Origin of the sequence: Pseudomonas sp. PvP009, assembly GCF_017832995.1 — a bacterium.
Classification (GTDB): Bacteria; Pseudomonadota; Gammaproteobacteria; order Pseudomonadales; family Pseudomonadaceae; genus Aquipseudomonas; species Aquipseudomonas syringae.
Window position 1 is genome coordinate 2,172,154 of sequence record NZ_JAFIBG010000001.1, and the last position, 25,213, is coordinate 2,197,366.

18 protein-coding genes, 1 tRNA gene, 2 pseudogenes and 1 riboswitch are annotated in these 25,213 nt (G+C 60.2%); of the genes and pseudogenes, 12 read left to right on the plus strand and 9 right to left on the minus strand.

Annotated features, from left to right (window positions below; all coding sequences use genetic code 11):
- Positions 1-8: 8 nt before the first annotated feature.
- The 4 genes from JOE29_RS09660 to JOE29_RS09675 all read right to left on the minus strand — a co-directional run bounded on the left by JOE29_RS09660 (position 9) and on the right by JOE29_RS09675 (position 4,942).
- A complete protein-coding gene (locus JOE29_RS09660) occupies positions 9-2,015 on the minus strand; it encodes a U32 family peptidase (protein WP_017279356.1) in 2,007 nt (668 codons plus the stop codon).
- A 106-nt stretch (positions 2,016-2,121) separates the two neighbouring features.
- Positions 2,122-2,913 carry an ABC transporter ATP-binding protein gene (locus JOE29_RS09665; protein ID WP_003396475.1) on the minus strand — a complete coding sequence of 264 codons (792 nt, stop codon included), beginning with the start codon at positions 2,911-2,913 and terminating at the stop codon, positions 2,122-2,124.
- Entirely contained in the window at positions 2,910-3,932 is a 1,023-nt protein-coding gene (locus tag JOE29_RS09670) for an iron chelate uptake ABC transporter family permease subunit (RefSeq protein ID WP_004417354.1), read from the minus strand. Before JOE29_RS09670 ends, JOE29_RS09665 begins: the two co-directional genes overlap by 4 nt.
- A complete protein-coding gene (locus JOE29_RS09675; protein ID WP_057406118.1) occupies positions 3,929-4,942 on the minus strand; it encodes an ABC transporter substrate-binding protein in 1,014 nt (337 codons plus the stop codon). Before JOE29_RS09675 ends, JOE29_RS09670 begins: the two co-directional genes overlap by 4 nt.
- A gap of 129 nt (positions 4,943-5,071) precedes the next feature.
- Positions 5,072-5,272: riboswitch (cobalamin riboswitch) on the minus strand.
- Between the two features lie 314 nt (positions 5,273-5,586).
- Here JOE29_RS09675 and JOE29_RS09680 point away from each other — a divergent pair.
- The 3 genes from JOE29_RS09680 to JOE29_RS09690 are packed head-to-tail and all read left to right on the plus strand — an operon-like array spanning position 5,587 to position 7,846.
- The gene (locus JOE29_RS09680) at positions 5,587-6,282 is read left to right on the plus strand and encodes a histidine phosphatase family protein (protein WP_003343312.1); all 696 of its coding nucleotides are present in this window, start codon (positions 5,587-5,589) and stop codon (positions 6,280-6,282) included.
- Positions 6,249-7,151, plus strand: a complete 903-nt coding sequence (locus JOE29_RS09685) for a phosphatase PAP2 family protein (RefSeq protein ID WP_044313403.1) — start codon at positions 6,249-6,251, stop codon at positions 7,149-7,151. The genes JOE29_RS09680 and JOE29_RS09685 overlap by 34 nt, the downstream gene beginning before the upstream one ends.
- 20 nt (positions 7,152-7,171) lie before the next feature.
- Complete coding sequence (locus tag JOE29_RS09690; protein ID WP_003315442.1) at positions 7,172-7,846, plus strand: response regulator transcription factor; 675 nt, start codon at positions 7,172-7,174, stop codon at positions 7,844-7,846.
- 7 nt (positions 7,847-7,853) lie between these two features.
- Here the strand turns inward: JOE29_RS09690 and JOE29_RS09695 are convergent.
- Positions 7,854-8,084: pseudogene (locus tag JOE29_RS09695) on the minus strand (AraC family transcriptional regulator); the annotation flags it as partial.
- A 52-nt stretch (positions 8,085-8,136) separates the two neighbouring features.
- On the minus strand, positions 8,137-9,051 hold the full coding sequence (locus tag JOE29_RS09700; protein ID WP_210079433.1) for a GGDEF domain-containing protein: 915 nt from the start codon (positions 9,049-9,051) through the stop codon (positions 8,137-8,139).
- A gap of 301 nt (positions 9,052-9,352) precedes the next feature.
- Here JOE29_RS09700 and JOE29_RS09705 point away from each other — a divergent pair.
- Together JOE29_RS09705 and JOE29_RS09710 are read left to right on the plus strand one after the other, a co-directional pair.
- A pseudogene (locus tag JOE29_RS09705) lies at positions 9,353-9,463 on the plus strand (energy transducer TonB); the annotation flags it as partial.
- 131 nt (positions 9,464-9,594) lie between these two features.
- Positions 9,595-9,670, plus strand: a tRNA-Asn gene (locus JOE29_RS09710).
- A 372-nt stretch (positions 9,671-10,042) separates the two neighbouring features.
- Here JOE29_RS09710 and mapR read toward each other — a convergent pair.
- The gene (gene mapR / locus JOE29_RS09715; RefSeq protein ID WP_210079434.1) at positions 10,043-11,452 is read right to left on the minus strand and encodes a GntR family transcriptional regulator MpaR; all 1,410 of its coding nucleotides are present in this window, start codon (positions 11,450-11,452) and stop codon (positions 10,043-10,045) included.
- Positions 11,453-11,879: 427 nt separating this feature from the next.
- On the opposite strand from mapR, the gene JOE29_RS09720 reads away from it, so the two are divergent.
- Positions 11,880-13,367, plus strand: coding sequence for a SulP family inorganic anion transporter (locus JOE29_RS09720; protein ID WP_024663830.1), 1,488 nt, complete (start codon positions 11,880-11,882; stop codon positions 13,365-13,367).
- A 23-nt stretch (positions 13,368-13,390) separates the two neighbouring features.
- On the opposite strand, the gene JOE29_RS09725 is transcribed toward JOE29_RS09720, so the two are convergent.
- Both JOE29_RS09725 and JOE29_RS09730 read right to left on the minus strand, forming a co-directional pair.
- Positions 13,391-14,566, minus strand: coding sequence for an ATP-binding protein (locus tag JOE29_RS09725; protein WP_210079435.1), 1,176 nt, complete (start codon positions 14,564-14,566; stop codon positions 13,391-13,393).
- 5 nt (positions 14,567-14,571) lie between these two features.
- The gene (locus JOE29_RS09730; RefSeq protein WP_003315433.1) at positions 14,572-15,261 is read right to left on the minus strand and encodes a response regulator; all 690 of its coding nucleotides are present in this window, start codon (positions 15,259-15,261) and stop codon (positions 14,572-14,574) included.
- Positions 15,262-15,359: 98 nt separating this feature from the next.
- Between JOE29_RS09730 and JOE29_RS09735 the strand changes: the two genes are divergently transcribed.
- From JOE29_RS09735 to JOE29_RS09760, 6 genes are all read left to right on the plus strand, one after another.
- Entirely contained in the window at positions 15,360-16,832 is a 1,473-nt protein-coding gene (locus tag JOE29_RS09735) for an efflux transporter outer membrane subunit (RefSeq protein ID WP_210079436.1), read from the plus strand.
- A 19-nt stretch (positions 16,833-16,851) separates the two neighbouring features.
- The gene (locus JOE29_RS09740; protein ID WP_210079437.1) at positions 16,852-17,700 is read left to right on the plus strand and encodes a MipA/OmpV family protein; all 849 of its coding nucleotides are present in this window, start codon (positions 16,852-16,854) and stop codon (positions 17,698-17,700) included.
- A 16-nt stretch (positions 17,701-17,716) separates the two neighbouring features.
- Complete coding sequence (locus tag JOE29_RS09745; protein WP_210079438.1) at positions 17,717-18,850, plus strand: efflux RND transporter periplasmic adaptor subunit; 1,134 nt, start codon at positions 17,717-17,719, stop codon at positions 18,848-18,850.
- Positions 18,847-21,900 (plus strand): efflux RND transporter permease subunit, encoded by a 3,054-nt coding sequence (locus tag JOE29_RS09750; protein WP_210079439.1) that lies wholly within the window; start codon positions 18,847-18,849, stop codon positions 21,898-21,900. Before JOE29_RS09745 ends, JOE29_RS09750 begins: the two co-directional genes overlap by 4 nt.
- A 73-nt stretch (positions 21,901-21,973) precedes the next feature.
- Positions 21,974-23,215, plus strand: coding sequence for a M20/M25/M40 family metallo-hydrolase (locus JOE29_RS09755; RefSeq protein ID WP_004417368.1), 1,242 nt, complete (start codon positions 21,974-21,976; stop codon positions 23,213-23,215).
- A 464-nt stretch (positions 23,216-23,679) separates the two neighbouring features.
- Positions 23,680-25,155 (plus strand): TolC family outer membrane protein, encoded by a 1,476-nt coding sequence (locus JOE29_RS09760; RefSeq protein WP_210079440.1) that lies wholly within the window; start codon positions 23,680-23,682, stop codon positions 25,153-25,155.
- The last annotated feature ends 58 nt before the right edge of the window (positions 25,156-25,213 follow it).

The window sequence follows — 25,213 nt, forward strand, 5'->3', positions numbered from 1 at the left end:
TGTACCGATCAATGCGGAGAACGCTGACGCGCAGTCTTGAGCAGGTCTTCCGGCGTGATGTGGCCGACCACCGATTTGGCCGCAGCGCTGCCAGGTAGCGGCAAGTCGAGAATGTGACCTTTCATCTTGCCGATCACGTGCATTTCGCAAGGCTTGCAATCGAACTTGAGGGTCAGCACTTCATCACCGTGCACCAGTTGCATAGGCGCGACCTTGGTGCGCACGCCTGTCACACCTTTGGCCTGTTTCGGGCACAGGTTGAACGAGAAACGCAGGCAATGCTTGGTGATCATCACCGGCACTTCGCCGGTCTCTTCGTGGGCCTCGTAGGCCGCGTCGATCAACTGCACGCCGTGGCGATGATAGAAGTCGCGAGCCTTCTGGTTGTAGACGTTGGCCAGAAAAGACAAGTGCGACTCCGGGTACACCGGTGGCGGAGTGGTCTCGGCCTTGCGTCCGCCGCGCGGATGGGCCTTGATGCGGGCTTCGGTCAACGCCTCGATGGCGTCGCGGCGCAGGGTCTTGAGCTGCGAGTTGGGCACGAAGAACGCCTGTGGCGCGTCAAGCCTGACATCCTGGGCATGATAGATCGTGGTGCCCAATTGGGTGAGCAGGTCACGCAGTTGATCCAGCGCCTGCTCGGGCTTGTTGGCCGTTCCGAATGGCCCATCAAGACCGACCGTGACGCTCACGCCTTCTTCGCTGGTGGCTTTCAGGCTCAAGTGATCTTCGCGCAGCGTGACCTGCCACTGAACGCCGATACGACGCTCGGCCGAGGTCTTGAGCAGCGCTTGTTGCCAGTTGTGGTCCAGGTTGCGGTTCAGCGGATGATTGGGGCGTAGGCCGGAAAGGGCCGCTGGCATCTCGTTGGGCTCCACGCGATAGCGCCAGCGTTTCTGGCCGTCTTCTTCGAACTCGCCCTTGAGCTCCGCGATGTTGGCACGGAAGCCCACCACTTCACGCTTGATCTGCACATTGAGGCCATCGCCGTTGGACAGCGGCTCATGGGTCACAGCGATCAGATCGCGCTTGCCGAGTTTTTCAACGGTGCCCACCGCCAGACCAGTGAAGGTCGGCGTGTCGAACGCGCCGATGTCGATCTTGCGGTCGCTGACGAAATAATCGGTGCTGCCGCGATGAAAGGTCTTTTCCGGGTCCGGCACGAAAAAGTGCGCGGTACGGCCGCTGGAAGCACGTGCCAGGTCCGTGCGGTCTTCGAGAATCTCGTCCAGACGCTGGCGATAATAAGCGGTGATGTTTTTTACGTAGCCCGCATCCTTGTAGCGTCCTTCGATCTTGAACGAGCGCACGCCGGCGTCCACCAGTGCACGCAGGTTGGCACTCTGGTTGTTGTCTTTCATCGACAACAGATGCTTTTCGAAGGCCACAACGCGACCCTGATCATCCTTGAGGGTGTATGGCAGGCGGCAGGCTTGCGAGCAGTCACCACGGTTGGCGCTGCGGCCGTTTTGCGCGTGGGAAATATTGCACTGCCCGGAGAACGCCACGCACAGTGCGCCGTGGATGAAGAATTCGATGGCCGCGTCGGTTTCGTCAGCGATTGCGCGGATTTCCTGCAGATTCAGTTCCCGGGCCAGCACCAGTTGCGAGAAACCGGCCTGATCGAGAAACTTCGCCCGGCTCAGGGTGCGAATATCGGTTTGCGTACTGGCGTGCAGCTCGATGGGCGGAATGTCCATCTCCATCACCCCGAGGTCCTGCACGATCAACGCGTCCACGCCGGCGTCGTAGAGCTGGTGAATCAGCTTGCGCGCAGGCTCCAGTTCGTCGTCATGGAGGATGGTGTTGATGGTGGTAAAGATCCGCGCGTGATAGCGGTGCGCGAATTTGACCAGCTCGGCAATGTCACTGACCTCGTTGCAGGCGTTGTGCCGCGCACCAAAGCTCGGCCCGCCGATATAGACCGCATCGGCACCATGCAGGATGGCTTCACGGGCGATGGTCACATCCCGTGCAGGGCTGAGCAATTCCAGGTGGTGCTTGGGTAACGACATGGCAACGGGATCCGGCTGCGGGCAAAGCGCGCATTGTAGTGCCACAGACCGCTCGGTGCACCTGTTGCAGATTACAGCAGGTGCCGGACTGACCATCGGCGCGGTTTCAGCGCGAGCGCAGGCGCAGAATCTTCGCCCCGTCACTGGGGTCGGTCAGCCAGTGCGCCACGACGCCGAAGGTGCTCAGCAGGCGTTCCGGGGTCAGCACCTCGAGCGGCGCACCCAGCGCGACCAGCCGACCCTTTTCCATGACCGCCACACGGTCGCAGTCCAGTGCCTGATTCAGATCGTGCAGGGCAATCACGGTGGTCACCGGCAACGCCCTGACCAGACCGAGGATGGTCAGTTGGTGCTGGATGTCCAGATGATTGGTCGGTTCGTCCAGCAGAAGGATCTGCGGCCGTTGCGCCAGCGCCCGGGCGATGTGAACGCGCTGCCGCTCGCCACCGGACAAGGTGTGCCAGGCGCGTTTTTGCAGGTGCAGCATGTCCACATCCTGCAACGCCTGGCGAACGATCGCGTCGTCCTCGGCGCTCCACGGCTCGAGTGCCGACAGCCATGGCGTGCGGCCCAGTTCGACAGCATCCAGTACGGTCACGGCGTCGCTGGTTTCAGCTTGCTGCTCGACCACCGCCAGCAGGCGCGCCACGTCCCTGCGGCTCAACGCCTCAAGTGCTTGCCCGCCCAGGCTGACCGAGCCGCTGACCGGCTTCTGAATGCCGGCCAACAGCTTGAGCAGGGTGGATTTGCCCGAGCCGTTGGGACCGACCACGGCCAGGGTTTCACCCGCGGCAATGCTCAGGTCGACATCGCGCAGCAGCGCCGCGCCACGAACCGAATAACCCAGACCGGAACAACCGAGCACCGGTGCACTGGGCGGATGAGGTAAGGCGTTCATCGCGTGCTGTTGCCCCGGATAAGAATCAAAGCGAAGACCGGTGCGCCGATCAGTGCGGTAATCACCCCGATCGGCAGCGCCTGGCCCTTGATCAGTGTGCGCGAAAGGATATCGGCAGCGATCAGAAACAGTGCACCGCTCAAGGCACTCAGCGGCACCAGCCGCGCGTGCCGGACACCGACCAGCATGCGCACCGCGTGCGGGATCACCAGCCCGACGAAACCGATGGAGCCGACAATCGAGACCATCACTGCGGTGACCAGCGCGGCGGTAGCGATCAATATGATCTGCACGCGCCGTACCGCGATCCCCAGTGATGCCGCCGAGTCGCTGCCGAAGGTGAACGCGTCCAGCGCTCGCCGGTGCCAGAGGCACACCAGCAGACCGACCAGCACCGTCGGCACAGCCAGCCAGACCGAGTGCCAGCGCACGCCACTGAGGTTACCCAGCAGCCAGAACATGATGCCGCGTGCCTGCTCGGAGCTTGCCGATTTGGTGATCAGAAACGAGGTCAGGGCATTAAACAGTTGCGAACCGGCGATCCCGGCCAGAATGATCTGCCCGGCTGCCGTGGTGCCGCGTGAAGAGTGCGCCAGCAGGGCGACCAGCGAAAATGCCGCCACGGCCCCGACAAAGGCGCCCGCCGACATCGAGATCGCACCTGCACCGAAGCCCAGAATGGCGACCAGTACTGCACCGGTCGAGGCCCCTGCGGAGATCCCCAGCAGATACGGGTCTGCCAGCGGGTTGCGCAATAGCGACTGCAACACCACGCCACAGATCGCCAGCCCGGCCCCGCAGGCCGCTGCGACAATGGCGCGGGTCAGCCGGTAGTTCCAGACGATACCTTCGTCGATAGGGTCGAGCACATAGCCGGCGGCCCAGAGTTTGTTGGCCAGCACCTGAAAAACCACCTGCAGGCTGATCGAGGTTTCTCCGATCGCGGCCCCGATCATGATCGCCAGCACCAGCACCGCCGAAACCCAGAGCACATGAACCAACGCTATCGGCAATCTCATTTGGCAGCGTTGAAACGGTTGGCGGCGTCAGCCAGTTCCTCGAACCCGGTGAACAGACGCAGGCCAGCCTGCATGCCCTCGGCGTCTATGATCACGATCCGGTCATGCTTGACTGCGTCCATGTTGCGAGTCACCGGGTCGGTCTTGAGGAATTCGATTTTTTTCAGGTAATCGTCGGCCGGGAAGCGGCGGCGATCCATGCGCGCGATGACCAGAATGCTCGGGTTGGCCTTGGCGATGGTTTCCCAGCCCACGGTTGGCCACTCTTCGTCGGACTGGACGATATTGCGCATGCCCAGGCTGTTGAGCATGAAGTCTGGAATGCCTTTGCGGCCTGCCACGAAAGGGTCGCTGGCAAGGTCAGAGCTGGAGAACCAGAACAGCGCCGAGACGTCGTTGGCCTTGTTCTGCCTGACGTTGGCAATCGCTGCGCTCAGGCGGGCCTTGAGGTCGGTGACCAGCGCGTCGCCGCGATCCTGCACATCGAAAATCTGCGCCAGTTGCTCGATGCTCTTGTAGATGGTCTCGATGCGGAATGGCTCCAGTCGTGTGCCATCGGCACCGACCAGATTGTCCTTGCCTTCGCAGTCGGACGGCAGGATGTAAGTAGGTATCTTCAGGTCATGGAACTGCTCGCGGGTGCCGACCACGCCCTGTTTGCCGACCATCCACTCCAGCTGCACGGCCACCAGTTCCGGTCGCTTGCCGATTACCGCTTCGAAACTGGGCTCGTTGTCGGCCAGGCGTTCGACCTTGTCGTTCTGCGCCTTGAAGCGTGGCAATACGTTGTTGAACCACAGCGAGGTGCCGACCAGTCTGTCGCCCAGACCCAGTTCGTAAAGCATTTCGGTGCCGGCCTGGCCAATGGTTACAGCCTTGGTTGGCGCATGCGTGAAGGTCAGGGTCGCACCACAGTTTTCAAGGGTCAGCGGGTACGGAGTGGGGGCGGCGAGGGCCAGGGTGGACAGCGTCAGGCTGGCAGCGAGTGCGGCGAGGCGGGGCAGCGACATGGAATGCGGTCTCCTTTGGAGCAGGTGCCAGGGCGCAATGCACATCAGGAAACACATCCCCGGAAGATAACCGGGCACGGCAGGAAATGCCGACGCGTGCGGATGTCCTTCCCGGACACCCCGCCGGTTAGTTGGTTGAATCGGGTCGGCAGGTCTCCTGACTGACACGTCATCGCCAGGCTCCGGCCTTCCCGGATCACGATCCAGTGGCAGTCATGGAGCAGGCTCGGTGCCTACAGTTGCGGGGGCAGTTTCGTTTTTCGCCTGGTGGAAAAAGGCGGGCGAATTCCCTGTTAGTTCCTCTCGGAAACCGACGCGCGGCATGGTAAACGATAAGCGTTTTAGTGGCTAATCCTTTGCAGCGCCGCTGCAGCAGACGGTCGGCCAGTTCAAAATCGTCCTGATGAGCACGGAACTTTCGGCAAAAACGCTTAAATTATCTTCATGTTCACGCCCGTAAAACCGCAAACCCCCATTCCAGAGCGCTCGCTTGAAAAACATGGCGCTGGGCCACAACACGTTTTTCACATCTTCTTCACTGCATCGGGACGATGCTGAACCTATCTTGCCTGCATGGGAGCGGCGAAGACCTCGGGCGTTCCCTGGGTCAACGCCACACATAGGTTCATGGCAGGAGTGGTCCCTTGACCAACACGATAATCAACAAGAATGTACTTCCCCGTTCGGGCATCAGTCAGCGCTACAAATTGCATCGGAATATCGTATCGATGTCCGTTGCCGTCGTGCTGATGGCTATCTGCGCGTGGTTCTACTCGTCGTTCTCCGGTGTGCATGTAGTGGACCTGGGAGTCGGTAGAAACCTGAGCGTTTCCGGCCTTCGCGAGCACTGGCGACAAGGCAATGTGGTGGTGATGATTCGCCATGCCGAACGCTGTGACCGCTCGAGCAACCCGTGCATGGGCGACGCCGACGGCATTACCTCCAACGGCCGCGATACCGCGCTGGCGGTGGGTGCCGGGTTGCAGAAGATGGGCATGGACCACGCGCGCATGATCGCCAGCCCCAAGACCCGCACGCAACAGACTGCGCAACTGCTGGCAGGACACACGGTGGTCGCTGAGGACTGGATCAACGACTGTGACAGCGGCTTCATGAAGGCTGTGCAGGCCCACAAGGTCAGCGGCGAGAACATGGTACTGGTCACTCACAGTGGCTGCATCGACCAGTTCGAACGCAAGGCCGGCGTACGTGGCGGCGAGCGCTCCAGTGAGTACACCCAGGCGTTTTTCGTACAAGTAGACGGCAGCCACCCACCCAAAATTCTCGGCTCCCTGAATGCCGGGCAATGGGCAAACCTCAACAGCGAGCAATTCAATTGACGACATCTTCCAGCGCCAGGCTGCGGTTTTACGGCATAAACCTGGGTTTACCGGTGTTTTTCGCTCTACTGGTCTTCGTTACTTTCGACCTGACCACGATCGACCGGCAACTGACTGACCTGTTTTTTGATTCGACGGCGGGGGTGTTCCCCATCGGCCAGAGCCATCTGTTCGAGAACATCACGCACAGATGGGCGAGGATCCTTCCGAACTGGACCGGGGAACTGGCGATCATCGGTGCGATGCTGTCCTTCGTTTGGCCGTTGCTGGAAAAATATGATGATTCGCGCCTCGCTAGGCGGCTGACGGGTTCTCGGTTGGGCACCTTTCTGCGCTTTGCGCGCAGGCACCGGCTGGACTTCTTTTTCGTCATCGTTGCCTTTGCGCTGAGCACCGGCATGATCCATTACCTGAAAAGCCACACCAGCGTTTACTGCCCTGTCGAGACCACCCTGTACGGTGGCAGCCAGGCGCACATCGAGTGGTTCAGGAACTTCAACCTGCTCCACGAGGCTGGCGCCGGGCGATGCTGGCCGGGCGGTCATGCGTCAAGCGCGTTCAGTCTGCTGGCCCTGTACTTCGTGGCTCGTCGCTATTGCTGGCGGCACTCGAAAGTCTTGCTGGCGGGCATTCTCCTGCTCGGGATGATTTACGGCACCACGCGGGTACTGCAAGGCTGGCACTTCATGTCGCACACCTTCTGGGCGGGTATCGTGGTGTGGCTGAGCACGCTGCTGGTTGCCTTGTGCTTCTATGGCCGATCTAGGTTGCAACAGCCGATTAGCCAGGCAGTGGCCGTCAACAAACCTGATGCATTCGGCACTCGTCCTGCAGACGCATTGGCGGCAGATGCCCGGTCGGCCGGGTAGAAAAATAACAAGGCACGGCAATGAACATTCTGGTTATTGAAGACCATCGTGATATCCACGACAACCTGCTGGAGTTCTTCGAGCTCAGGGGGCATGCGGTAGAAGGGGCGCTGGACGGTCTGAGCGGGCTGCATCTGGCCGCCTCGAAACGCTTCGACGCGATCATTCTCGACATCATGCTGCCCGGTATCGACGGCAATCAGATCTGCCACAGCCTGCGCCAGTACTCGAAGTCGGAAGTCGCGATTGTGATGCTCAGCGCGCGCGATGAACTGGATGATCGGCTCACCGGTTTCAAGGTGGGAGCCGACGACTACATCACCAAGCCGTTTGCAATGTCCGAGGTGCTCGCCAGGGTCGAAGCGATTGTCAGCCGACGGCAGCGCCAGGACAACCGGATGATGGTGGTTGCCGACCTGCAGTTCGATCTGGACACCCTGGAGGTCACCCGCAAAGGCGTGCCTTTGAAGCTCAACCCGACCAACATGAAACTGCTGGAACTGTTGATGCGCAAAAGCCCGCACATCGTCAAGCGATCCGAACTGGAGGAGGCGCTTTGGGGCCGTGATGCCCCGAACAGCAGCAGCTTGCGCAGCAACATCCATGTGCTCAGGCGGGTACTCGATGGTGGCCACGACACGCCGTTGCTGCACACCGCCCATGGCCTGGGCTACAAGCTGTGCGTGCAGCGCTGAGGCGCGCTCACTCTAAGTTGAACAGGCGCTGGATCAGGGGCGGCGTGCTGCCTGTACAGCGTTTGAATGAACGGCGGAAATTGGCCGGGTCGTTGAAGTTCAAATAGTCCGCCACGGCTTCATTGCTCATCCCCTTGATCTGATACAGGTACAACGCGACGTGTTTGCGCGCCAGATCGTGTTGCGCCTGAAAGTGCGTGCAGTGCTTGTGCAGCTTGCGCTTCAGCGTGGCTGGGGATGAAGCGGCTGTCGACTTCGTACCAGTCACTTTTAAGCGTCATGTCAGGCGCTCAGGCAGTGCGGGTCAGAGGGTGTCGGGCGCGGGCCATCGACAGATTGAGGCGGCGTAGCAGGTTGTCCGGCGTTTCATTGAGTGCCATGACGACCGCCACGCTGGCCGAAAGATGAATGCGCTCGCCCTGTTGCCGGGTCTTGTGCGCCAGGCTGGCGACCGCCTGCTGCAACTCCAGCGCCAGCAGTTTTGCCTGGCTTTCTCCGGTGTTGGGTAGCAACACCACGAAGCGGTCGCCGGCCAGGCGGCAGAGCAGGTCCTGGCGGCGCAGATTGAGTACCAGCAAGTGGTTGAGCGCTGACAGCACCTCGTCGCCTTCGGCATGCCCGAAGGCATTGTTGATCGCGCTGAAACCATCCAGGTCCAGCGCCAGCAGCGACAGCGGCTGCTGTTGGCAGACACTCTGTTCCAGGCTGATCACCAGTTGGCGCTTCAGATAGTCGGCGCTGCCCAGCGGGGTGAGCTTGTCGTAAAGCCGGTGCTCCCGGAAGCCGCCCTCGCGCTTTTCCATTTGCGCACTGATTGCCAGTTGTTCGCGATGCCAGTGGTAGATGCCCAAAGTCAGCAGGATCAGGCCGACCGGCATCGGGCCGGATTCCAGCCAGTGGTCCCATTCGATTTCGGTGGGCAGGCGGATAAATTCGTCGAGCGCGTCGATCCACCACGAGAAGAACACGCAGCTCAGGCCGATCGACAGGTAATTGGTCACTCGGCCGGCCGGTCTGCTCTTGAACACCAGAAACAGCCAGACCAGCGACAGCAGGGCAGAGCCACCTTCACCGACGATGTCCAGCCATTGCCATTCGCTGACAGGTTTGACGGTGCCGAATGCCAGAAACGTCAGCAGGCCGAGATTGGAGGCGACCATCAGCACGGCGAGTTTCCAGCGATGAGGTTGGATAATCCTGAACATGAACAGACGGCTCCTGAGGTGCTGATTATCGGCCAGCAGAACAGATGCACATGACACTTCGGTGACGGGTCACGCGGACCGCGAAAGGTCGAATCAGCTCACGTGTGTTGCAGGTTTTTGCTTCGCATCTGACGTGTACGCCACCCCGGATCAGCGCCAGGACTCAGCCGTCACTTACGTCGCACTCTGCGTCGTCAGTACCATCGCGGTTGAACAGCACTGCATTGGCGGTCGCTGCGGGCAACGCGTGAGGCTCTGTCGCATCAGAGTCACATATATGTCGGCGTTTGATTCTGGCCAGCGCCCGTCACTGACCGCAGCGCAGACCTTTCGTTATCAGCCAAGGACCGTCGAGGGCAGGGCGGTGACAGTGTCCGGGGTGAAGAATACCTTTCACTACCGGATCAAGTAGGACTACCGTGTACTGCGGGCAGTCCTCTGACCTGTGCCCCTGTCTGGCCGGAAATGGCATCCGGATGAACGAGCAGGATTTTTTTCTGCTCTGCTTGACTTCCTTTTCCGAATCAGTAACATAGCGCTCATTCCGCGATAGCTCAGTTGGTAGAGCAAGTGACTGTTAATCACTGGGTCCCTGGTTCGAGTCCAGGTCGTGGAGCCAGAATATATTTCAAAGGCGATGTGTAGGCCTTTGAACAAGAAAAAACCTGCCTAATGGCGGGTTTTTTCGTTTTGGCGCTAATGCGACGCGGCTTCAGCATTCTTGGCTCGCGGCGCCTCAATACGGCGAAATAGTCCCCAACAAACCCACCGCGATTGCCAACAATAAAAAACCTATCAAAGAAAGTCCGAGCTTGCCCATGAGCGTCTCCTGCTGATCGATCTGTCTGTAACGAGCCGCAGGTATCGCTTCTGGCGGTTGGCCTGCGCGTTTGAAAGCGCTGCCATTATCGTGCTCATACAGATTCTGGTACAGATTCAGAAACGGCTTAAAAATACGGATCAGTTGCCTTTATGCAAGGCATGAAAACGCTCAGAACGACGCGAGGATACGCCCCAGCATCGCCATGGCCTGCTCGCTGCGTTCGTCCCAGGGCGTGCCGTAGTTGAGGCGCGCGCAATTCTGGAAGCGCCGTGATGCGGAAAATATCGGGCCGGGTGCCAGGCTGATGCCTTGCGCTAGCGCGAGTTGAAAGAGCTGCAGTGAATCAACCTGCTCGGGGAATTCGAACCACAGAAAGTAGCCGCCGACGGGGCGGGTGACGCGTGTCGCCGCCGGGAAATAGCGGGCGGCAGCGGCGAGCATCGCGCCTTGTTGCAGTTCGAGAGTGTCACGCAGTTTACGCAGATGGCGGTCATAGCCGCCATGCTTGAGGTAGTCGGCGAGCGCGGCCTGGGCGGGGACCGAAGGGGAGAGGGTGGTCATGAGCTTGAGGCGGTCAATCTGCTCGGTGTAACGCCCGCCTGCCACCCAGCCGACCCGATAGCCGGGCGCGAGGGTCTTGGAGAACGAGCTGCAGTGCATCACCAGTCCGCTGCGATCCAGGCTTTTCACCGGGTGAGGCGCCTTGGCGCCGTAATACAATTCGGCGTACACATCGTCCTCGATCAACGGGATTTGATGCTGTTCCAGCAGGTCGTAGAGCCTGATCCTGTTTTCCTGAGTCATGCTCGCGCCCAATGGGTTCTGAAAGCTGCTCATGAACCAGCAAGCCTTGATTGGCAGGCGTGTCAGGCTGTCTTGCAGCGAGTCGAGGTCCACGCCGTCACGCGGATGCACTGAGATTTCGACGGCTTTCAGCTTCAGACGCTCCAGCACTTGAAGGCAGGCATAGAACGCCGGGGCTTCAATGGCGACCAGGTCGCCGGGCTCGGTGACGCACTGCAGGCACAGGTTCAGGGCTTCCATCGCGCCATTGGTAATGACCAGTTCGTCAGCCGGCAAGCGCACGCCACTGATCATGTAGCGCAGGGCGATCTGTCGGCGCAGTTCGGGATTCCCGGTGGTCATGTCGCTGACGATGCCCGCAGGCGTCAGCGCACGCACAGCTGACGCCATGGACTTCGCCAGGCTCGCCAGCGGATACAGGTGCGGGCTGGGAAACGCCGAGCCGAACGGCACGGTGTCCGGGTCTTTGAGCGAGCCGAGCACTGAAAAGATCAGGTCGCTGACGCCCAGTTCGGTGCCTTCGCTGGTGTGTCTGATCAGTTCAGGCTCGGTCAGTGCATTGGCGGCATGCTCGCGCACGTAATACCCGGAGCGTGCGCGGGCCTGAATCAGTCCCTTGTCTTCCAGCAGGTAATAGGCCTTGAAGACCGTCGCGGGGCTGACGGACCATGTGCGACTCGCGACGCGTACGGACGGGACTTTTTCCCCTGCGGGCAGGACGCCGCTGCGAATCATTTCCGAGATGTCGGCGGCGAATTTTTCGTAGCGTTTCATAAGCGGCTTCGAATGAGCAAGGTTGCATCATGAGCGAAACCGGTCATAACGAACAGAGACACAACAGCTGTAAAAAACAGTATCAGATGGCTTTTTTACGTGTTTCAGGGTGTTGCGCCATCCGTCACTCAGGTCGTTTGGGGAGATGACTTGCCCTTGAATCACTCAAACGGATAGGTCTATGATGCCAGCGCCTTACGACCCATCGAAGGAAATAGACGTGTCCCGTTCCAACTGGCTGCCTACGCCGCCTTAGCGCTACGCCCCCCTCGCAACACCTGACTGCCTTCTTGCTGCAGTCGCCCGTTGCTGCGCCCGTTTTTTGGTCGCCGCCACTCCCACTCTGACTACTCAATCGAAAACCGATGCTCCTGCTCGTCCGGCAACTGCTGCCGTGCGTCTTGCTGCGTCTGTCACAGGTATTTCCATGCTCGAAAAAATCAAAGCTACGTGGTTTTCCAACGTTCGTGCCGATGTATTGGCCGGGCTGGTTGTTGCATTGGCCCTGATTCCAGAGGCCATCGCGTTCTCCATCATTACCGGGGTAGACCCGAAAGTCGGGCTTTACGCGTCATTCTGTATCTGCGTGGTCATCGCTTTCGTGGGCGGACGCCCGGCGATGATTTCTGCAGCTACAGGTGCGATGGCCTTGCTGATGGTGAATCTGGTCAAAGAGCACGGGCTTCAGTATTTGCTGGCCGCCACCTTGCTCTGCGGCGTACTGCAGATCATCGCCGGCTATCTGCGCCTGGGTGAGTTGATGCGCTTCGTTTCACGCTCGGTGGTTACCGGGTTCGTGAATGCACTGGCGATTCTGATCTTCATGGCCCAGTTGCCGGAATTGACCCATGTGACCTGGCCGGTTTACGCGATGACCGCAGCGGGCCTGGCAATCATCTACCTGTTCCCGCGTGTGCCGGTGCTGGGCAAGCTGCTGCCTTCGCCGCTGGTGTGCATTCTGGTGCTCACCGCAATGTCCATTTACATGGGGCTTGATGTACGAACCGTGGGTGACATGGGCGCAATGCCCGACAGCCTGCCGACCTTCATGTGGCCGGACGTCGCGCTCAATCTCGACACGCTGCTGATCATTCTGCCGTATTCCGCCGCGCTGGCCGTGGTGGGCCTGCTGGAGTCGATGATGACCGCGACCATCGTCGATGACCTGACCGATACCTCCAGTGACAAAAACCGTGAGTGCAAAGGGCAGGGCATTGCCAATATCGCCACCGGACTGATAGGGGGCATGGCCGGCTGCGCCATGATCGGCCAGTCGATGATCAACGTGAAGTCTGGCGGCAGAACACGTCTTTCAACCCTCAGCGCAGGTGTGCTGCTGTTGATCATGATGCTGTTTCTGGGCGAATGGCTGGCGCGTATCCCAATGGCGGCGCTGGTGGCGGTGATGATCATGGTGTCGATCAGCACCTTCAGTTGGGGATCAATCCGCAACCTCAAGGAATACCCGCTCTCGACCAACATCGTGATGGTGGTCACCGTGGTGGTGGTCGTGGCGACCCACAACCTTGCCTACGGTGTGCTGGTCGGTTCTCTGCTTGCCTCGATGTTCTTTGCCAGCAAGATCGCTCACTTCCTTGACGTCACGTCGCATCGTGATCCCTTCCACAGCCATCGCACCTACTACGTGACCGGCCAGGTATTCTTCGCCTCCGCTGACCGTTTCATGGACTCATTCGACCTGCGTGAAAGCCTCGAGACACTGGTCATCGATCTGCGCGAGGCGCATTTCTGGGACATCACCGCTGTGGCCGCACTGGACAAGGTGGTTTTGAAACTGAGAAAGGCAGGCATCAGCGTCGACGTTATCGGCATGAACCGGGCCACCGCCACGCTGGTGGACCGGTTTGGTGTGCACGACAAGCCGGACGGCATCGACTCGTTGATGGGGCACTGATCTGCGGGGCCGGGCAGGCAGGCTCAGCCCGGAATCTCCAGGCGGATGACGGATCCTCCGCCTGGCCTGTTGCGGACCTCGATAGTGCCGTCATGCTCGAGGCAAATGGCTCTGGCGATGGACAGGCCAAGGCCGCTGCCTCCCGAATAACGCGCCCGCGAACGTTCGGCACGCCAGAAGCGGTCGAATACCTGTTCGAGGTTCTCCGAGTCAAAGCCGGGCCCGCGGTCCGAGACGGTCAGTTCCATGCGCCCAGCGCTGGCTTTGCCGACAATCAGCAGCTCTCTGCCCATCGCCGAATAGCGCAGCGCGTTATCGACGAGAATATTCACCACCTGACCGATCCGGTCACGGTCGGCGTTGACGATCAATTTCCGCGGGATATCGATCGTCACGGCGACACCTGCCTCATCGAGCGGCGTGGCAAACCAGCTCAGACGTTCGACCACCAGTTTCTCAAGGGAAAACTCCGTCTTGTCCAGGGTCAGCTGACCCGCGCTGGCGAGCGAGAGCAGGTGCAGATCACTCACCAGTTTGTTCAACTGGCCGAGCTGGCGATGGACCATTTCCAGTTGTGCCAGGTCACGCGGGAACACTTCGTCGATCATGCCTTGTATGCGTCCCATGGCGGCATTCAGTGGCGTGCGCAACTCATGGGCAATCATGGCGCTGGATTCGCTGACTTCCAGTTCGTAACGGCCGAGCTGGGTGGTCATGGTATTGAAGTCGCTGACCAGCGCCTGCAATTCGTCCGGGCCGTTGGCGCTCATCGGCAGGCGCGTCTTGAAGTCGCCCTGGGCGACTTGACGTGCGCCTCTGGCAATCGAAGAGAACTGGCTGGAAAGCGGACGGGAAAACAGAAAGCCGAAGAATAGGATGATCGGGATCGCCACCAATACCAGTGCTGCCAGCACCCACCATTCCTTGTTGGCAATGCCCGGCAGCAGGTTTTCGATCGGGTAATACTCGAAGAACAGTTCGCGTAGCTTGACCATGTCCAGGTTGGGCTCGGCCTGCAGCCGCAGGAACTCCATGCGCACGTCGGCCGGCATGGCCTGCAGAGTGAGCCAGTCAGAGACCGTGACGTGCAGCCACATGCAAAACGCGATGACGATGACCGCACCGACGGCGAGCATGCTCATGCGCATGCCGACCCAGTGCCACAACGGTTTTTGTCTGTGCCTGAAAAAATGTCGCATGAGGATCACCTGAACCGATAGCCAACCGAACGGACGGTGACCAGCACGTTGTCCACGCCATGGATCTCCAGTTTGCGCCGCAGGTTATGCACATGCGCATCGACAACCCTGGCCAGCGCCTCGCTGTCGGGAAGGCAGATTTCCAGCAGTTCTTCGCGAGTGAAGGCCTTGGACGGCGTTTTCAGCAACGTGGAAAGGATCTTGAACTCGGTAGGTGTCAGGTCGAGCACGGTCTCTGCGCCATCCTGACCTTCAATGATTGCGGTGACGGCGTCCAGCTCCACCAGCAGGTTCTGGTAGCGCAAATGACGCTCGTTGCTGCCGTTCTGCTGGGAGCGCCGCAGAACCGCATGCACACGGGCCACTACTTCCCGCGGGTTGTAGGGCTTGACCACATAATCGTCGGCCCCATAGCGCAAGGCGCCGAGTTTTTCCGGTTCGTCGCCCATGGCGGTGACCATGATCACCGGCGTGTCGCTGCAGCGCCGGACTGCCGACAGCACGTCCGTGCCACTGACAAGCGGCAGCATGACGTCCAGCAGAATCAGGTCGGGTTTCCACTGACGGTGCATATCGATACCGCGCTGACCGTTTTCGGCCAGCCCGACGTTGAAACCGTCACGACGCAGGTAAGCCTCGAGAATGCTGGCACTGTCGGCATCGTCTTCAACGATAAGAATGCGTTTTCCTGACACGAGAGCGCCTCTTGATCAAATCTTGATAATTCACGAACGGTTTGTTGAAAGTCGACGTTCAGGATGCTGCCCAGAGCCCACTGTCGCGGACAGATCCTATGCCGATGAGTACACCGCTGTCCAAGCGTATCCGCAACCGCCGCCGGTATTGCCTGGCCATGCTGGCGAGCCTGGTTCTTTCGGGCTGCTCGTTGATACCGGCCTATCAGCGTCCGGCGTTGCCGGTCCCTGTCGATCAGGTGTCTGCTGTGGTCGCGGCTGCGAATACCTCCACAGTCGTCGTGCTCAGTGCCGACGAAGAAGCGCTGGCTGGCGAGTTATCGCCGAAGGGCGAGCTGCGCGGTCTGCTGCAATCGGCGCTGGCGTTCAATCGCGATTTGCGTGTGGCGGTGCTGCGTGTGGAGGAGGCCAGAGCAATGCGCGGCATTACCCGCGCCGATCGCTTTCCGACCCTTGCCGCAGGTGTCGAGCGCGATCGTCAGCACTTCGATAATGCGGCCGCCGACGAGCGTTATGGCCAGGACATTTCCATCGCGTCGGTGGGCGTCTCTGACTTTGAACTGGACTTCTTCGGGCGCGTGCGCAGCCTGTCGGAGGCGGCGCGGCACGATTATCTGGCCAGCACCTACGGCCAGTTGGCGGCACGCAGTGCGCTGATCGCGGAAGTCGCCCGCGCCTGGCTGGCCGAGCGTCTGGCCGCTGCCGTGCAGCAGGATGCGCAGGCGGTTCACGAGGCCCGGCTGATGCTGATCAAGGCGGGCGAAGAGCAGCAGCGTCAAGGTGCACTTTCGCTGGACGATCTGATGGTACAGCGCCTCGACACCCTGAGCGCGCAACAGCAGGTACAGGATGCGGCAAGCGATCACGCCAACGCGTCGCAGGCCTTGTTGTTGCTCACCGGCTATTCGACAGCGTTGCCCGCGACTAAGCCAGATACCCCTGCGCTGAGCGCCGCGCTGGTCGAGACGCCGGCCTGGCTGTCTAATCTGCCGTCTCAGCGCCTGCTGGAGCGTTTTGACGTCCGTCAGCGCGAAGAAGCCCTCAAGGCCAGCAATGCCAACATCGGTGCTGCCCGTGCGGCGTTCTTTCCGTCGATAAAACTCAGTACCGGCGTGGGCTTGCAGAGCGACAGCCTGCGCACCTTGTTCAGCAACGGCAGCGGTGCCTGGCTGTTCACCCCGCAATTGAATCTGCCGCTGTTCGACGGCGGGCGCAATCAGGCCAACCTGGATCTTGCCAAGGTGCGTCAGCAGATCGCAGTGGCCGAGTATGAAAAGGCCGTGCAGAACGCTTTCCGTGAAATGTCCGCCGTGCTGACCCGCCGTCAGCAGGCCCTGAACCATGTCCGCAACGAGGTCGAGCGGGTTGCGCTGGTCCAGGAAAAAGTGCGGCGCCTGTCCTTTGAACTCAATGCGGGCGCTGTCGAGCGTACTGCATTGCTGGTTTCCACTCTCCGTATTGCCGAAGCCGACGCAGCCGCTCGCAAGTCCCTCGATGCGCTGCAGCAAAACCGCATCGATCTGTTTCGAGTGCTGCACGGAGCAGAACCGACAACCCCACCCCAATCCTGAATGAAACCGGAGTATCCCCATGAGCCCTGCAATCTCTCGTACTCACCTGCGGTCTGCGCTGCTTAAACCTGTGCTGACCGTGTTGATCACCTCTGCGGCCATGACCCTGGCCGGTCAGGCCCTTGCCCAGGACAGTACTGCTCAAAGCCAGTCGATCCTGGGTGACAGGTTCAACGTCAATTTCGGGCTCGGCATGGCCGTGCTGCCGCGCTACATGGGGGCCGATGAATACCGCAGTCAGGTGGTGCCCATGCTGACGGTCCAGCGTGGCATCTTCTTCGCCGACACCACGCGCGGTCTGGGGCTGCAATGGCAGTCAGATTCCGGGTTCGGTGCCAGCGCTGCACTCAATTACGATTTCGGTCGGACCGAGAAAAACAGCACGAATCGGCCTGGTTCCAACGAGCTGAGAGGGATGGGCACCGTCAAGGGCGCGACCGTTGGCGACTTCATGGTTTCTCAGCAACTCATGCCGTGGCTGTCCGTCAGTGCCGAGGCCGAACTGCGGGTGGCTGGCGAACAACGTGGCAATCGCTATCGGTTGGGTTTCGAGGGCATCGCTTACCACAGCCAGTCCGATACGGTGACCCTCGACATCGATGCGCACGCCGGGGACGGCCGTTACAACCAGACCTATTTCGGCGTGAGCCCGATCCAGAGTCAGCGCACCGGCTTCTCCCGTTTCAACGCAGACAGCGGCATTTACGCGTACTCGGCGGCGCTCGCCTGGCAGCATACCTTCGACGCCCACTGGTCAACCGTCGCCAGCGTCGGGGTGACGCATTACACCGATCAGACCCGTGGCAGCCCGCTGGTCGAGACCGATGCCGAAGGCAGTGGCCTGATTGCCTTGAATTACGCTTTCTGAAGGGTTGAAGCCTGCCATGCGATTGAATCCTGATGCGTTTCTGGCTCTACGGCGATGTGTGTCACGCGCTTGCGGCGTCGTGCTGATCACCGTGATGATCAGTGGCTGCGGTGATAAACAGACGGCCAGTGCTCCGCCTGTCCGGGCAGTCAAGGTTGAGACGGTGCGGGCGGGAGAGGGCGCTGCGCTGCGCTTCATCGGCACCGTTCGACAGCAGGAGCGCGCCAGTCTGGCGTTTGAATCGGCGGGCACCCTGACAGAGCTGCGGGTCGACATTGGCGATAGCGTCAAGCCGGGCCAGGTGCTCGCCCGCCTTGATCCGCAGCCTGCGCAATTGCGTCTGCAGGAGGCGCAGGCCGCTTTGCGGCTGGCTCGGGCTCAGGCGCTGGAGCGCCAGCGTAACTACCAGCGTCAGCAAAACCTGCTCGCAGCGGGCAGTGTCGCTCAGAGCGTGGTCGAGTCGGCCCAGTCGTCCAGTGAACAAGCCAGCGCCGAGCTGATCCGCACGCAAGCCGAGCTGGACCTGGCCCGTCGCGAACTGGATCGCACCCGCTTGATCGCACCCTTTGCAGGGCGCGTGGTGGCCCGCCATGCACAACCGCAGAGCTTGTTGTCCGCCGGGCAGGTGCTGCTGGATGTCGAATCCGCCGCAGAGCAACAAGTGGTGGCGGCTGTTCCGTTGGCTCTCGCCGAGTCGCTTGAGCCGGGCGACCTCGCCAGCGCCTCCAGCAGCGCAGACGGTACGGTAGGGTTTGATCTCGCCCTGGAAGGCATTTCGCCCCGAGCCGATGACGGGCTGGTCAGAATGGCAGTGTTCCGAGTGCTGCGGCCTGCCGGCAGGCTGCCGAGTGGTATCACGCTGCTTGTGCAAATGCATCCCGCTGCCGACGCACAAGCACTGTCGGTTCCGGTGCAAGCATTATGGATGGGGACCAGCAGCCACGTTGCCGAAGTCTTCGTCTACCAGCCGGGAGGAACAGTCGCCGTCCGCTCCGTCACGCTGGGTACGGTCAGAGAGGGCCGGGCAATGGTCGTCAGCGGACTGGTCGCAGGTGAGCAATTGGTCACTGCCGGCGCTGCTTTTCTGCAGGACGGTCAGCCCGTCACGCTGTTTCATTCAGACACTCGCCTGACCGGTGATGCGCAATGAATCTTACCTCCCGCGCCATGGGCGCAAGCCGCCTGACCCTGTTTGCCGCCTTGCTGATTTTGCTGGCCGGTGTCGCGACTTTTTTGAGCTTTCCTTCTCAGGAAGAGCCGTCGGTGACCGTTCGCGACGCACTGGTCAGTGTGTCTCTGGAAGGGCTGTCCGCAGGGCGCACCGAGGAACTGCTCGCCAGGCCGCTCGAAGAGCGTATCCGTGAACTGGCCGAGATCAAGAACGTGCTCACTACGGTCCAGCCTGGCCGAGTGATCGTGCAGGTCACAGCGTATGACAACGTCAAGGATCTTGGGCTGCTGTGGCAGCGGCTCCGGGCGAAGGTGAGCGAAACGAGCGGTGGTTTTCCGCCTGGCACCCAAGGGCCGTTTGTCGATGATGATTTCGGTCGCGTGGCCGTGGCTTCGGTCGCGCTGACCGCACCGGGTTTCACCATGAGCGAGATGCGCGGCCCGATCAAACGCTTGCGCAATCAGCTTTATGCGCTCAAGGGCGTCGATCAGGTCCAGCTATATGGTCTGCAGGATGAACGCATCTACCTCGATGTCGAGCACCAGACGCTGGCCGCCGCCGGACTTTCCCCGCAACAGCTGCTTCAGCAACTGCAAGCCCGCAACCTGATAGCGACAGGAGGCAACCCGGTCATCGGCCAGCAGAGCACCACGCTTTCGATCAGTGGCGAGGTGCTTTCGCTGGAGCAGCTTCGGCAGTTCCCGGTGCAGTTGCCCAATGGGCAGAAGGTCGCGTTGCAGAACCTGAGTCGGGTATCGGTGAGCCCTGTCGACCCGCCGGAAACCGAAGCGATCTACCAGGGACAGGATGCTGTCGTGCTGGCCGTTTCGATGCAGCCAGGCCTCAATGTGCAAACGTTCGGTGATGCCTTGCGCAAGCGACTCGGTGAGCTGGAGCAGCAACTTCCGACGGGCTTTACCTTGCACGTGGTGACCTTCCAGTCCAGCGTGGTCGAGCACGAGATGAGCAAGATGTATCACGTCATGGCCGAGACGGTGGTGATCGTGATGTGCGTGGTCATGCTGTTTCTGGGCTGGCGCACTGGCCTGGTGGTCGGGGTGATTGTGCCCTTGACCATCCTCAGTACGCTGCTGGTCATGCGCGCACTGGGGATCGAACTGCAGACGGTGTCGATTGCCGCGATCATCCTGGCGCTGGGCTTGCTGGTGGACAACGGCATTGTCATCGCCGAAGACATCGAGCGACGCCTGCATGCGGGCGAGGATCGACGAAGTGCCTGTGAGGAGGCAGGGCGCACCTTGATGATCCCTCTGCTGACCTCTTCACTGGTCATCGTGCTGGCGTTTTCGCCCTTCTTTCTAGGGCAGACCAGCACCAACGAATACCTGCGTTCGCTGGCGGTTGTGCTCGCCACGACGCTGATCAGCTCGTGGTTGCTCAGCGTCACGGTGACGCCCCTGTTGTGCTTTTACTTCGCCAGGATGCCGGCCGTCAAAGCGTCGGCGGAGGAGGCCGATGAGTATGCCTCGGTGTTCTACCGTGGCTATCGCAAGGTCATCGAGGGCTTGCTGAATCACTCGTTGCTCTTCATCGCCTGCATGATGGGGTTGCTGGTGTTGGCGGTCGTGGTGCTGACCCGGGTGCCGTACGATTTTCTGCCGAAGTCGGACCGCATGCAGTTCCAGATTCCGCTGGTGCTGGAGCCCGGCAGCAGCTCGCGAGACACATCGCGAGCGGTGCGTGATATCAGCCAGTGGCTGAGCAGCGATCAGGATGTGGAACACAGTATTGGTTATGTCGCCAGTGGCGGGCCGCGGATCGTGCTTGGCCTCAATCCCCCGTTGCCGGCGCCGAATATCGCGTACTTCACTGTCAGCGTGCGTGAAGGCGCCAACCTCGATGCGGTGATCGAGCGCGCACGGCAATTTGTCCTCACGCAGCACCCTGAAATCGAAGCGCAGCCCAAACGTTTTTCGATGGGCACCACCGAGGCAGGGATTGCGGTCTACCGGGTCATCGGTCCTGATGAGGAAGTGTTGCGCGGTATTGCCCGACAGATCGAGCAGGCGTTGTCGGCGTTGCCCGGAACCCTGGACGTGCACGATGACTGGCGGACCCGATTGCTGCGTTACGACGTTGTCGTCGACCCGTACAAGGCCCTGCAGGCCGGTGTTGCCACTCAGGACATCGCCCAGGCCCTGCAACTGAGAAACAGCGGGCTGTCCGTGTCGTCGCTGCAGGATGGCGATACAGCTGTCGCGATTGTGGCGCGCGAGCAGAGCACGCTGAGCAAACCGGGCAATGATCTGGACAGCACATTGATTTACCCGGCTTCCGGGGGTGCGCCGTTGATGTTGTCGGCCATTGCCACTGTCGAGCCCAGGGCCGAGGCATCGACCCTCCAGCGGCGTAATCTGCAACGCGCGATCACGGTGGTCGGCCACAATCCGTCAATGACAGCGACCTCGATCGTCGAGCAGTTGGCACCGCAGATAGCTTCAATCAGCCTGCCGGCGGGTTACCACATCGAACCGGGTGGCGAAATAGAAGACTCGGCCGAGGCCAATCAGGCGCTGCTGCAGTACATGCCACACGCACTGGTTGCGATGCTGTTGTTGTTCGTCTGGCAGTTCAATTCGTTCCGCAAGCTGCTGATCGTCGTCTCCAGCGTGCCCTTCGTGCTGATCGGCGTGGCGTTGGCATTGGTGCTCACCGGCTATCCGTTCGGCTTCATGGCCACCTTCGGGTTGCTGTCGCTGGCCGGCATCATCGTCAACAATGCCGTGCTGCTGCTCGAACGTATCGAGGCTGAGCGCGAGCACGGCCTGGCGGTGCGTGACGCAGTGGTCAATGCCGCGATCAAGCGCTTGCGGCCGATCGTGATGACCAAACTGACCTGCATCATCGGGCTGGTGCCGCTGATGCTGTTTGCCGGCCCGCTCTGGGAGGGCATGGCGATCACCATCATGGGTGGCCTTGCGTTGGGTACGCTGGTGACACTGGGCCTGATTCCGATCCTCTACGCGTTGCTGTTCGACCGCTTCGAGCGCTGGCGCAAGGCGAGCTGAACCATGACGGCCGGTACGTGTGTAGGGTATGGTCCTGAAAAAACCTCGATGATCGAACACAAGGATGAAACACATGCGCTCATTTACCCGCTCGCCACTGGCTGCTCATCTCGCCCTGGCGCTTGCGCTGACAGCCCTGGCACCGGCGGCCATGGCCGAACCGCACAAGGCCATCCAGGCCGATGCCGAGCAATACAAGGACGAAGCCTTGAAGCTGCTGGAGCGTCTGGTGAACATCGACTCGGGTTCCGGGTATGTCCCGGGCCTGACCAAAGTCAGTGATATAGCGATCGAAGAACTGAAAAAGCTCGGTGCCACCATCGAGCTCGTTCCAAATACGCCAGAGGCCAGTAACCACGTCATCGCCACCCTGAAAGGCACCGGCAAGGCGAAGATTCTGCTGATGGCGCACATGGACACCGTGTTCAAGGAAGGTTCTGCGGCCGAGCGACCGTTTCATATCAAGGACGGGCGTGCCTACGGCCCAGGGGTGATGGATGACAAGGGCGGCATCGTTGCCGCTATTTATGCGCTGAAGGTCTTGCACAACCTGAAGTTCACCGACTACGCGCAGATCACGGTGTTGCTCGACGCCAGCGAAGAGACCGGCTCAGGCGTCGCTACCGAGCTGATCAAGAAAACCGCGAAGGAGCATGACGTCACCCTCAACCTCGAGCCGGGGCGTCCGGCCGACGGTCTGGTGGTGTGGCGCAAAGGCTCGGCCACCGCGCTGGTCGAAGTCAAAGGCAAGGCCTCGCATGCAGGCGTTGCGCCTGAGCTGGGACGTAACGCCGCGACCGAAGTTGCCCATCAGATCCTGCAACTCGGCAAGCTGGGTGACGAGGAGAAGAAAACCACCATCAACTTCACCGTGCTCAAGGCGGGGGATCGCACCAACGTGATTCCCGATCAGGCCAGCGCCAAGGCCGACGTGCGTGCTGCCGTACCGGAGGAGTTTGACCGCGTCGAGCAGGATCTGGCCAAGGTGTCGGCCAACAAGCTGGTGCCTGATACCGAGGTCAAGACCAGCCTGGTCCGTGGCCTGCCACCGATGCCACAAACCGCGCAGTCCGATGCATTGGTCGCGATGGCACAAGGCATCTACGGTGAACTGGGTCGCACCCTGACCATCGAGGGCAGCGGCGGGGCGGCGGATTCAAGCCTGTCTGCCAGCGTGGGTACACCGACGCTGGACGGTTTCGGGATTGTCGGCGGCAATATTCATACACCCGAAGAGTATGCCGAAGTGGGCAGCGTGGCGCCGCGGATCTACTTGCTGTCGCGAATGATCATGAAGTTGTCCGGGCAACAGTGATTCGACAGGCCTCCCGTGCGTGGCGCGGGAGGCTGTAGAGTCGATGACTCGCTTTTAAACAAATACAGGGCTGCCCCCCCGAACCTGCTGCCTCTGTTTTACACCCTGGCCATGCAAAAAGGACCGTCGTCGCGGATCCAGAGCCCTGGAAGGTCAGCATGATTTCGCCTGTTTCCTTAACCCATAGTCATTTTATTAGTGTGTCTGCGGCCTTGAGCCGAGCCGGGTTTTGCGTAATAGCCGATTAGCATTTCTGCATATATTTAATTATGACCTTAATGCTATATCGAAAAGATACGCTGCCCCCTATCAATACTAAGCAGATGAGCCTTGGGCACGGGCTAGAGGTCAGTAGCCCCAAAATTAAACTCAAAAAAAGTTCAACAAATCGGATACAAGGTCGATACAAATAATTGACGCCGTTATGATGGCGCTCTAGTATTGCTCACCTTTTTGATATCAATATGCTACCGCAAGGACGCGCCGTGTATCCTCATGCCCTCAAACTGGCTTTGCTGTTCCTGCTCACCATCGCGTTGGCTCCCTCGTTTGCAGCGCCTGCCACCGTCAATTTGCCAGGCGATCAGGGCGTTGTTCATGACCGTCGGGATCTGCTCAAGCGCCACGCGGATCTTTTAGATGTTTATAAAGCCGCCTTCTTCAACGATGCGCGATTGTCCGCAGCACGTCATGCTTACAGGGCACAACGCGAAGGCGTGCCTCAGGCGCGTGCAGGCCTGCTGCCGAATCTGACCGCCGGGGCAACGTCAGAAGTAACCCGTCTGGAGCGAGACGAGCCTTCCCTAAGCCGAGAGCGAAATGGCACAACGTTTCGTGCCAACCTCAGTCAGCCGTTGTTCCGCATTGATCGCTGGTTTCAATTGAAGGCTGCGCAATCGAGCCTGGATCAAGCCGGGCTTGAGCTGTCGGCCAAAGAGCAAAACTTGCTGCTGACCGCTGCCCAGGCCTACTTTGAAACACTGCGCCAACTGGACGCGTTCGCAGCCGCCCAGGCTGAAGAAGCTGCGCTATTGCGTCAGCGCGACCAGGCTCAAGGGCGTCTGGAGGATGGTGCTTCAAGCATCACGGACGTGTATGACGCCCAGGCGGCCTATGACAATGCCCGGGCCAACCGGCAACTGGTGCAGCGAAAAGTAGATGATGCCTATGAAGCGCTGGAGCGCCTGACCAAGCACAGCTACACGTCAATTGCAGGCATAAGACACCAGATGCCGGTAGAGGCGCCCATACCCAATGATGCCCGTGCCTGGGTCGATATTGCCCTGCGGCAAAATCTTGAGCTGCAAGCCAGCGAGCGTGCAGTCAGTGCTGCCGAGCAAACGCTTAATCAGCGTAAAGCCGGGCATGCCCCCACTGTTGACGCTGTTGCTTCTTATCGCAAAGGTGATAACGACAGCTTTGGCTACAGTAACCCGACTGACTTCGGCAGTAACGGTTATCGCGACCAAGTCGCGCAAAGCAGCATTGGCATTGAGCTCAATATCCCTCTTTACTCGGGCGGAATGACCAACTCCCAGATCAAGGAGTCCACCGAGCGTCTGTATCAGAGCCAGGACGAACAGGAAGACCGCCAACGCGAAGTGGTGCTCAATACACGCAATGCGTTTCGCGGCATCAATACGGGCATAGAGCAGATTGCAGCCCGACGCCAAAGCATCATTTCCGGTCAGAAATCCGTGGAAGCCAATCAGGTGGGCGTGGACGTTGGCTCTCGCAATATTGCCGATGTACTCAATGCTCAGCGTCAGTTGTACGCTGCCGTGCGCGATTATAACGATGCCCGGTATGACTACATTCTCGATAACCTCAAGCTCAAACAGTCTGCTGGCATCCTCAGTCCTGATGACCTGAAAGCACTTGCGTTATATCTCAAGCAAGACTATGACCCTGCTCGCGATTTTCTGCCGCCAGGAGTCTGATATTCGTCACATCGGTAGTTAACGCAGTAGCGAACTGAACCCGTCGGTTATGCAAATC

Bases quoted from the DNA above. Each gene is read 5' to 3' on its own strand.
- JOE29_RS09700 (WP_210079433.1), bottom strand. From the start codon at position 9,051: ATGTTCAGGATTATCCAACCTCATCGCTGGAAACTCGCCGTGCTGATG.
- JOE29_RS09740 (WP_210079437.1), top strand. From the start codon at position 16,852: ATGAGCCCTGCAATCTCTCGTACTCACCTGCGGTCTGCGCTGCTTAAA.
- JOE29_RS09725 (WP_210079435.1), bottom strand. From the start codon at position 14,566: ATGCGACATTTTTTCAGGCACAGACAAAAACCGTTGTGGCACTGGGTC.
- mapR (WP_210079434.1), bottom strand. From the start codon at position 11,452: ATGAAACGCTACGAAAAATTCGCCGCCGACATCTCGGAAATGATTCGC.
- JOE29_RS09685 (WP_044313403.1), top strand. From the start codon at position 6,249: ATGGGCAAACCTCAACAGCGAGCAATTCAATTGACGACATCTTCCAGC.
- JOE29_RS09690 (WP_003315442.1), top strand. From the start codon at position 7,172: ATGAACATTCTGGTTATTGAAGACCATCGTGATATCCACGACAACCTG.
- JOE29_RS09660 (WP_017279356.1), bottom strand. From the start codon at position 2,015: ATGTCGTTACCCAAGCACCACCTGGAATTGCTCAGCCCTGCACGGGAT.
- JOE29_RS09745 (WP_210079438.1), top strand. From the start codon at position 17,717: ATGCGATTGAATCCTGATGCGTTTCTGGCTCTACGGCGATGTGTGTCA.
- JOE29_RS09675 (WP_057406118.1), bottom strand. From the start codon at position 4,942: ATGTCGCTGCCCCGCCTCGCCGCACTCGCTGCCAGCCTGACGCTGTCC.
- JOE29_RS09750 (WP_210079439.1), top strand. From the start codon at position 18,847: ATGAATCTTACCTCCCGCGCCATGGGCGCAAGCCGCCTGACCCTGTTT.
- JOE29_RS09755 (WP_004417368.1), top strand. From the start codon at position 21,974: ATGCGCTCATTTACCCGCTCGCCACTGGCTGCTCATCTCGCCCTGGCG.
- JOE29_RS09665 (WP_003396475.1), bottom strand. From the start codon at position 2,913: ATGAACGCCTTACCTCATCCGCCCAGTGCACCGGTGCTCGGTTGTTCC.
- JOE29_RS09735 (WP_210079436.1), top strand. From the start codon at position 15,360: ATGCCGATGAGTACACCGCTGTCCAAGCGTATCCGCAACCGCCGCCGG.
- JOE29_RS09760 (WP_210079440.1), top strand. From the start codon at position 23,680: ATGCTACCGCAAGGACGCGCCGTGTATCCTCATGCCCTCAAACTGGCT.
- JOE29_RS09720 (WP_024663830.1), top strand. From the start codon at position 11,880: ATGCTCGAAAAAATCAAAGCTACGTGGTTTTCCAACGTTCGTGCCGAT.
- JOE29_RS09670 (WP_004417354.1), bottom strand. From the start codon at position 3,932: ATGAGATTGCCGATAGCGTTGGTTCATGTGCTCTGGGTTTCGGCGGTG.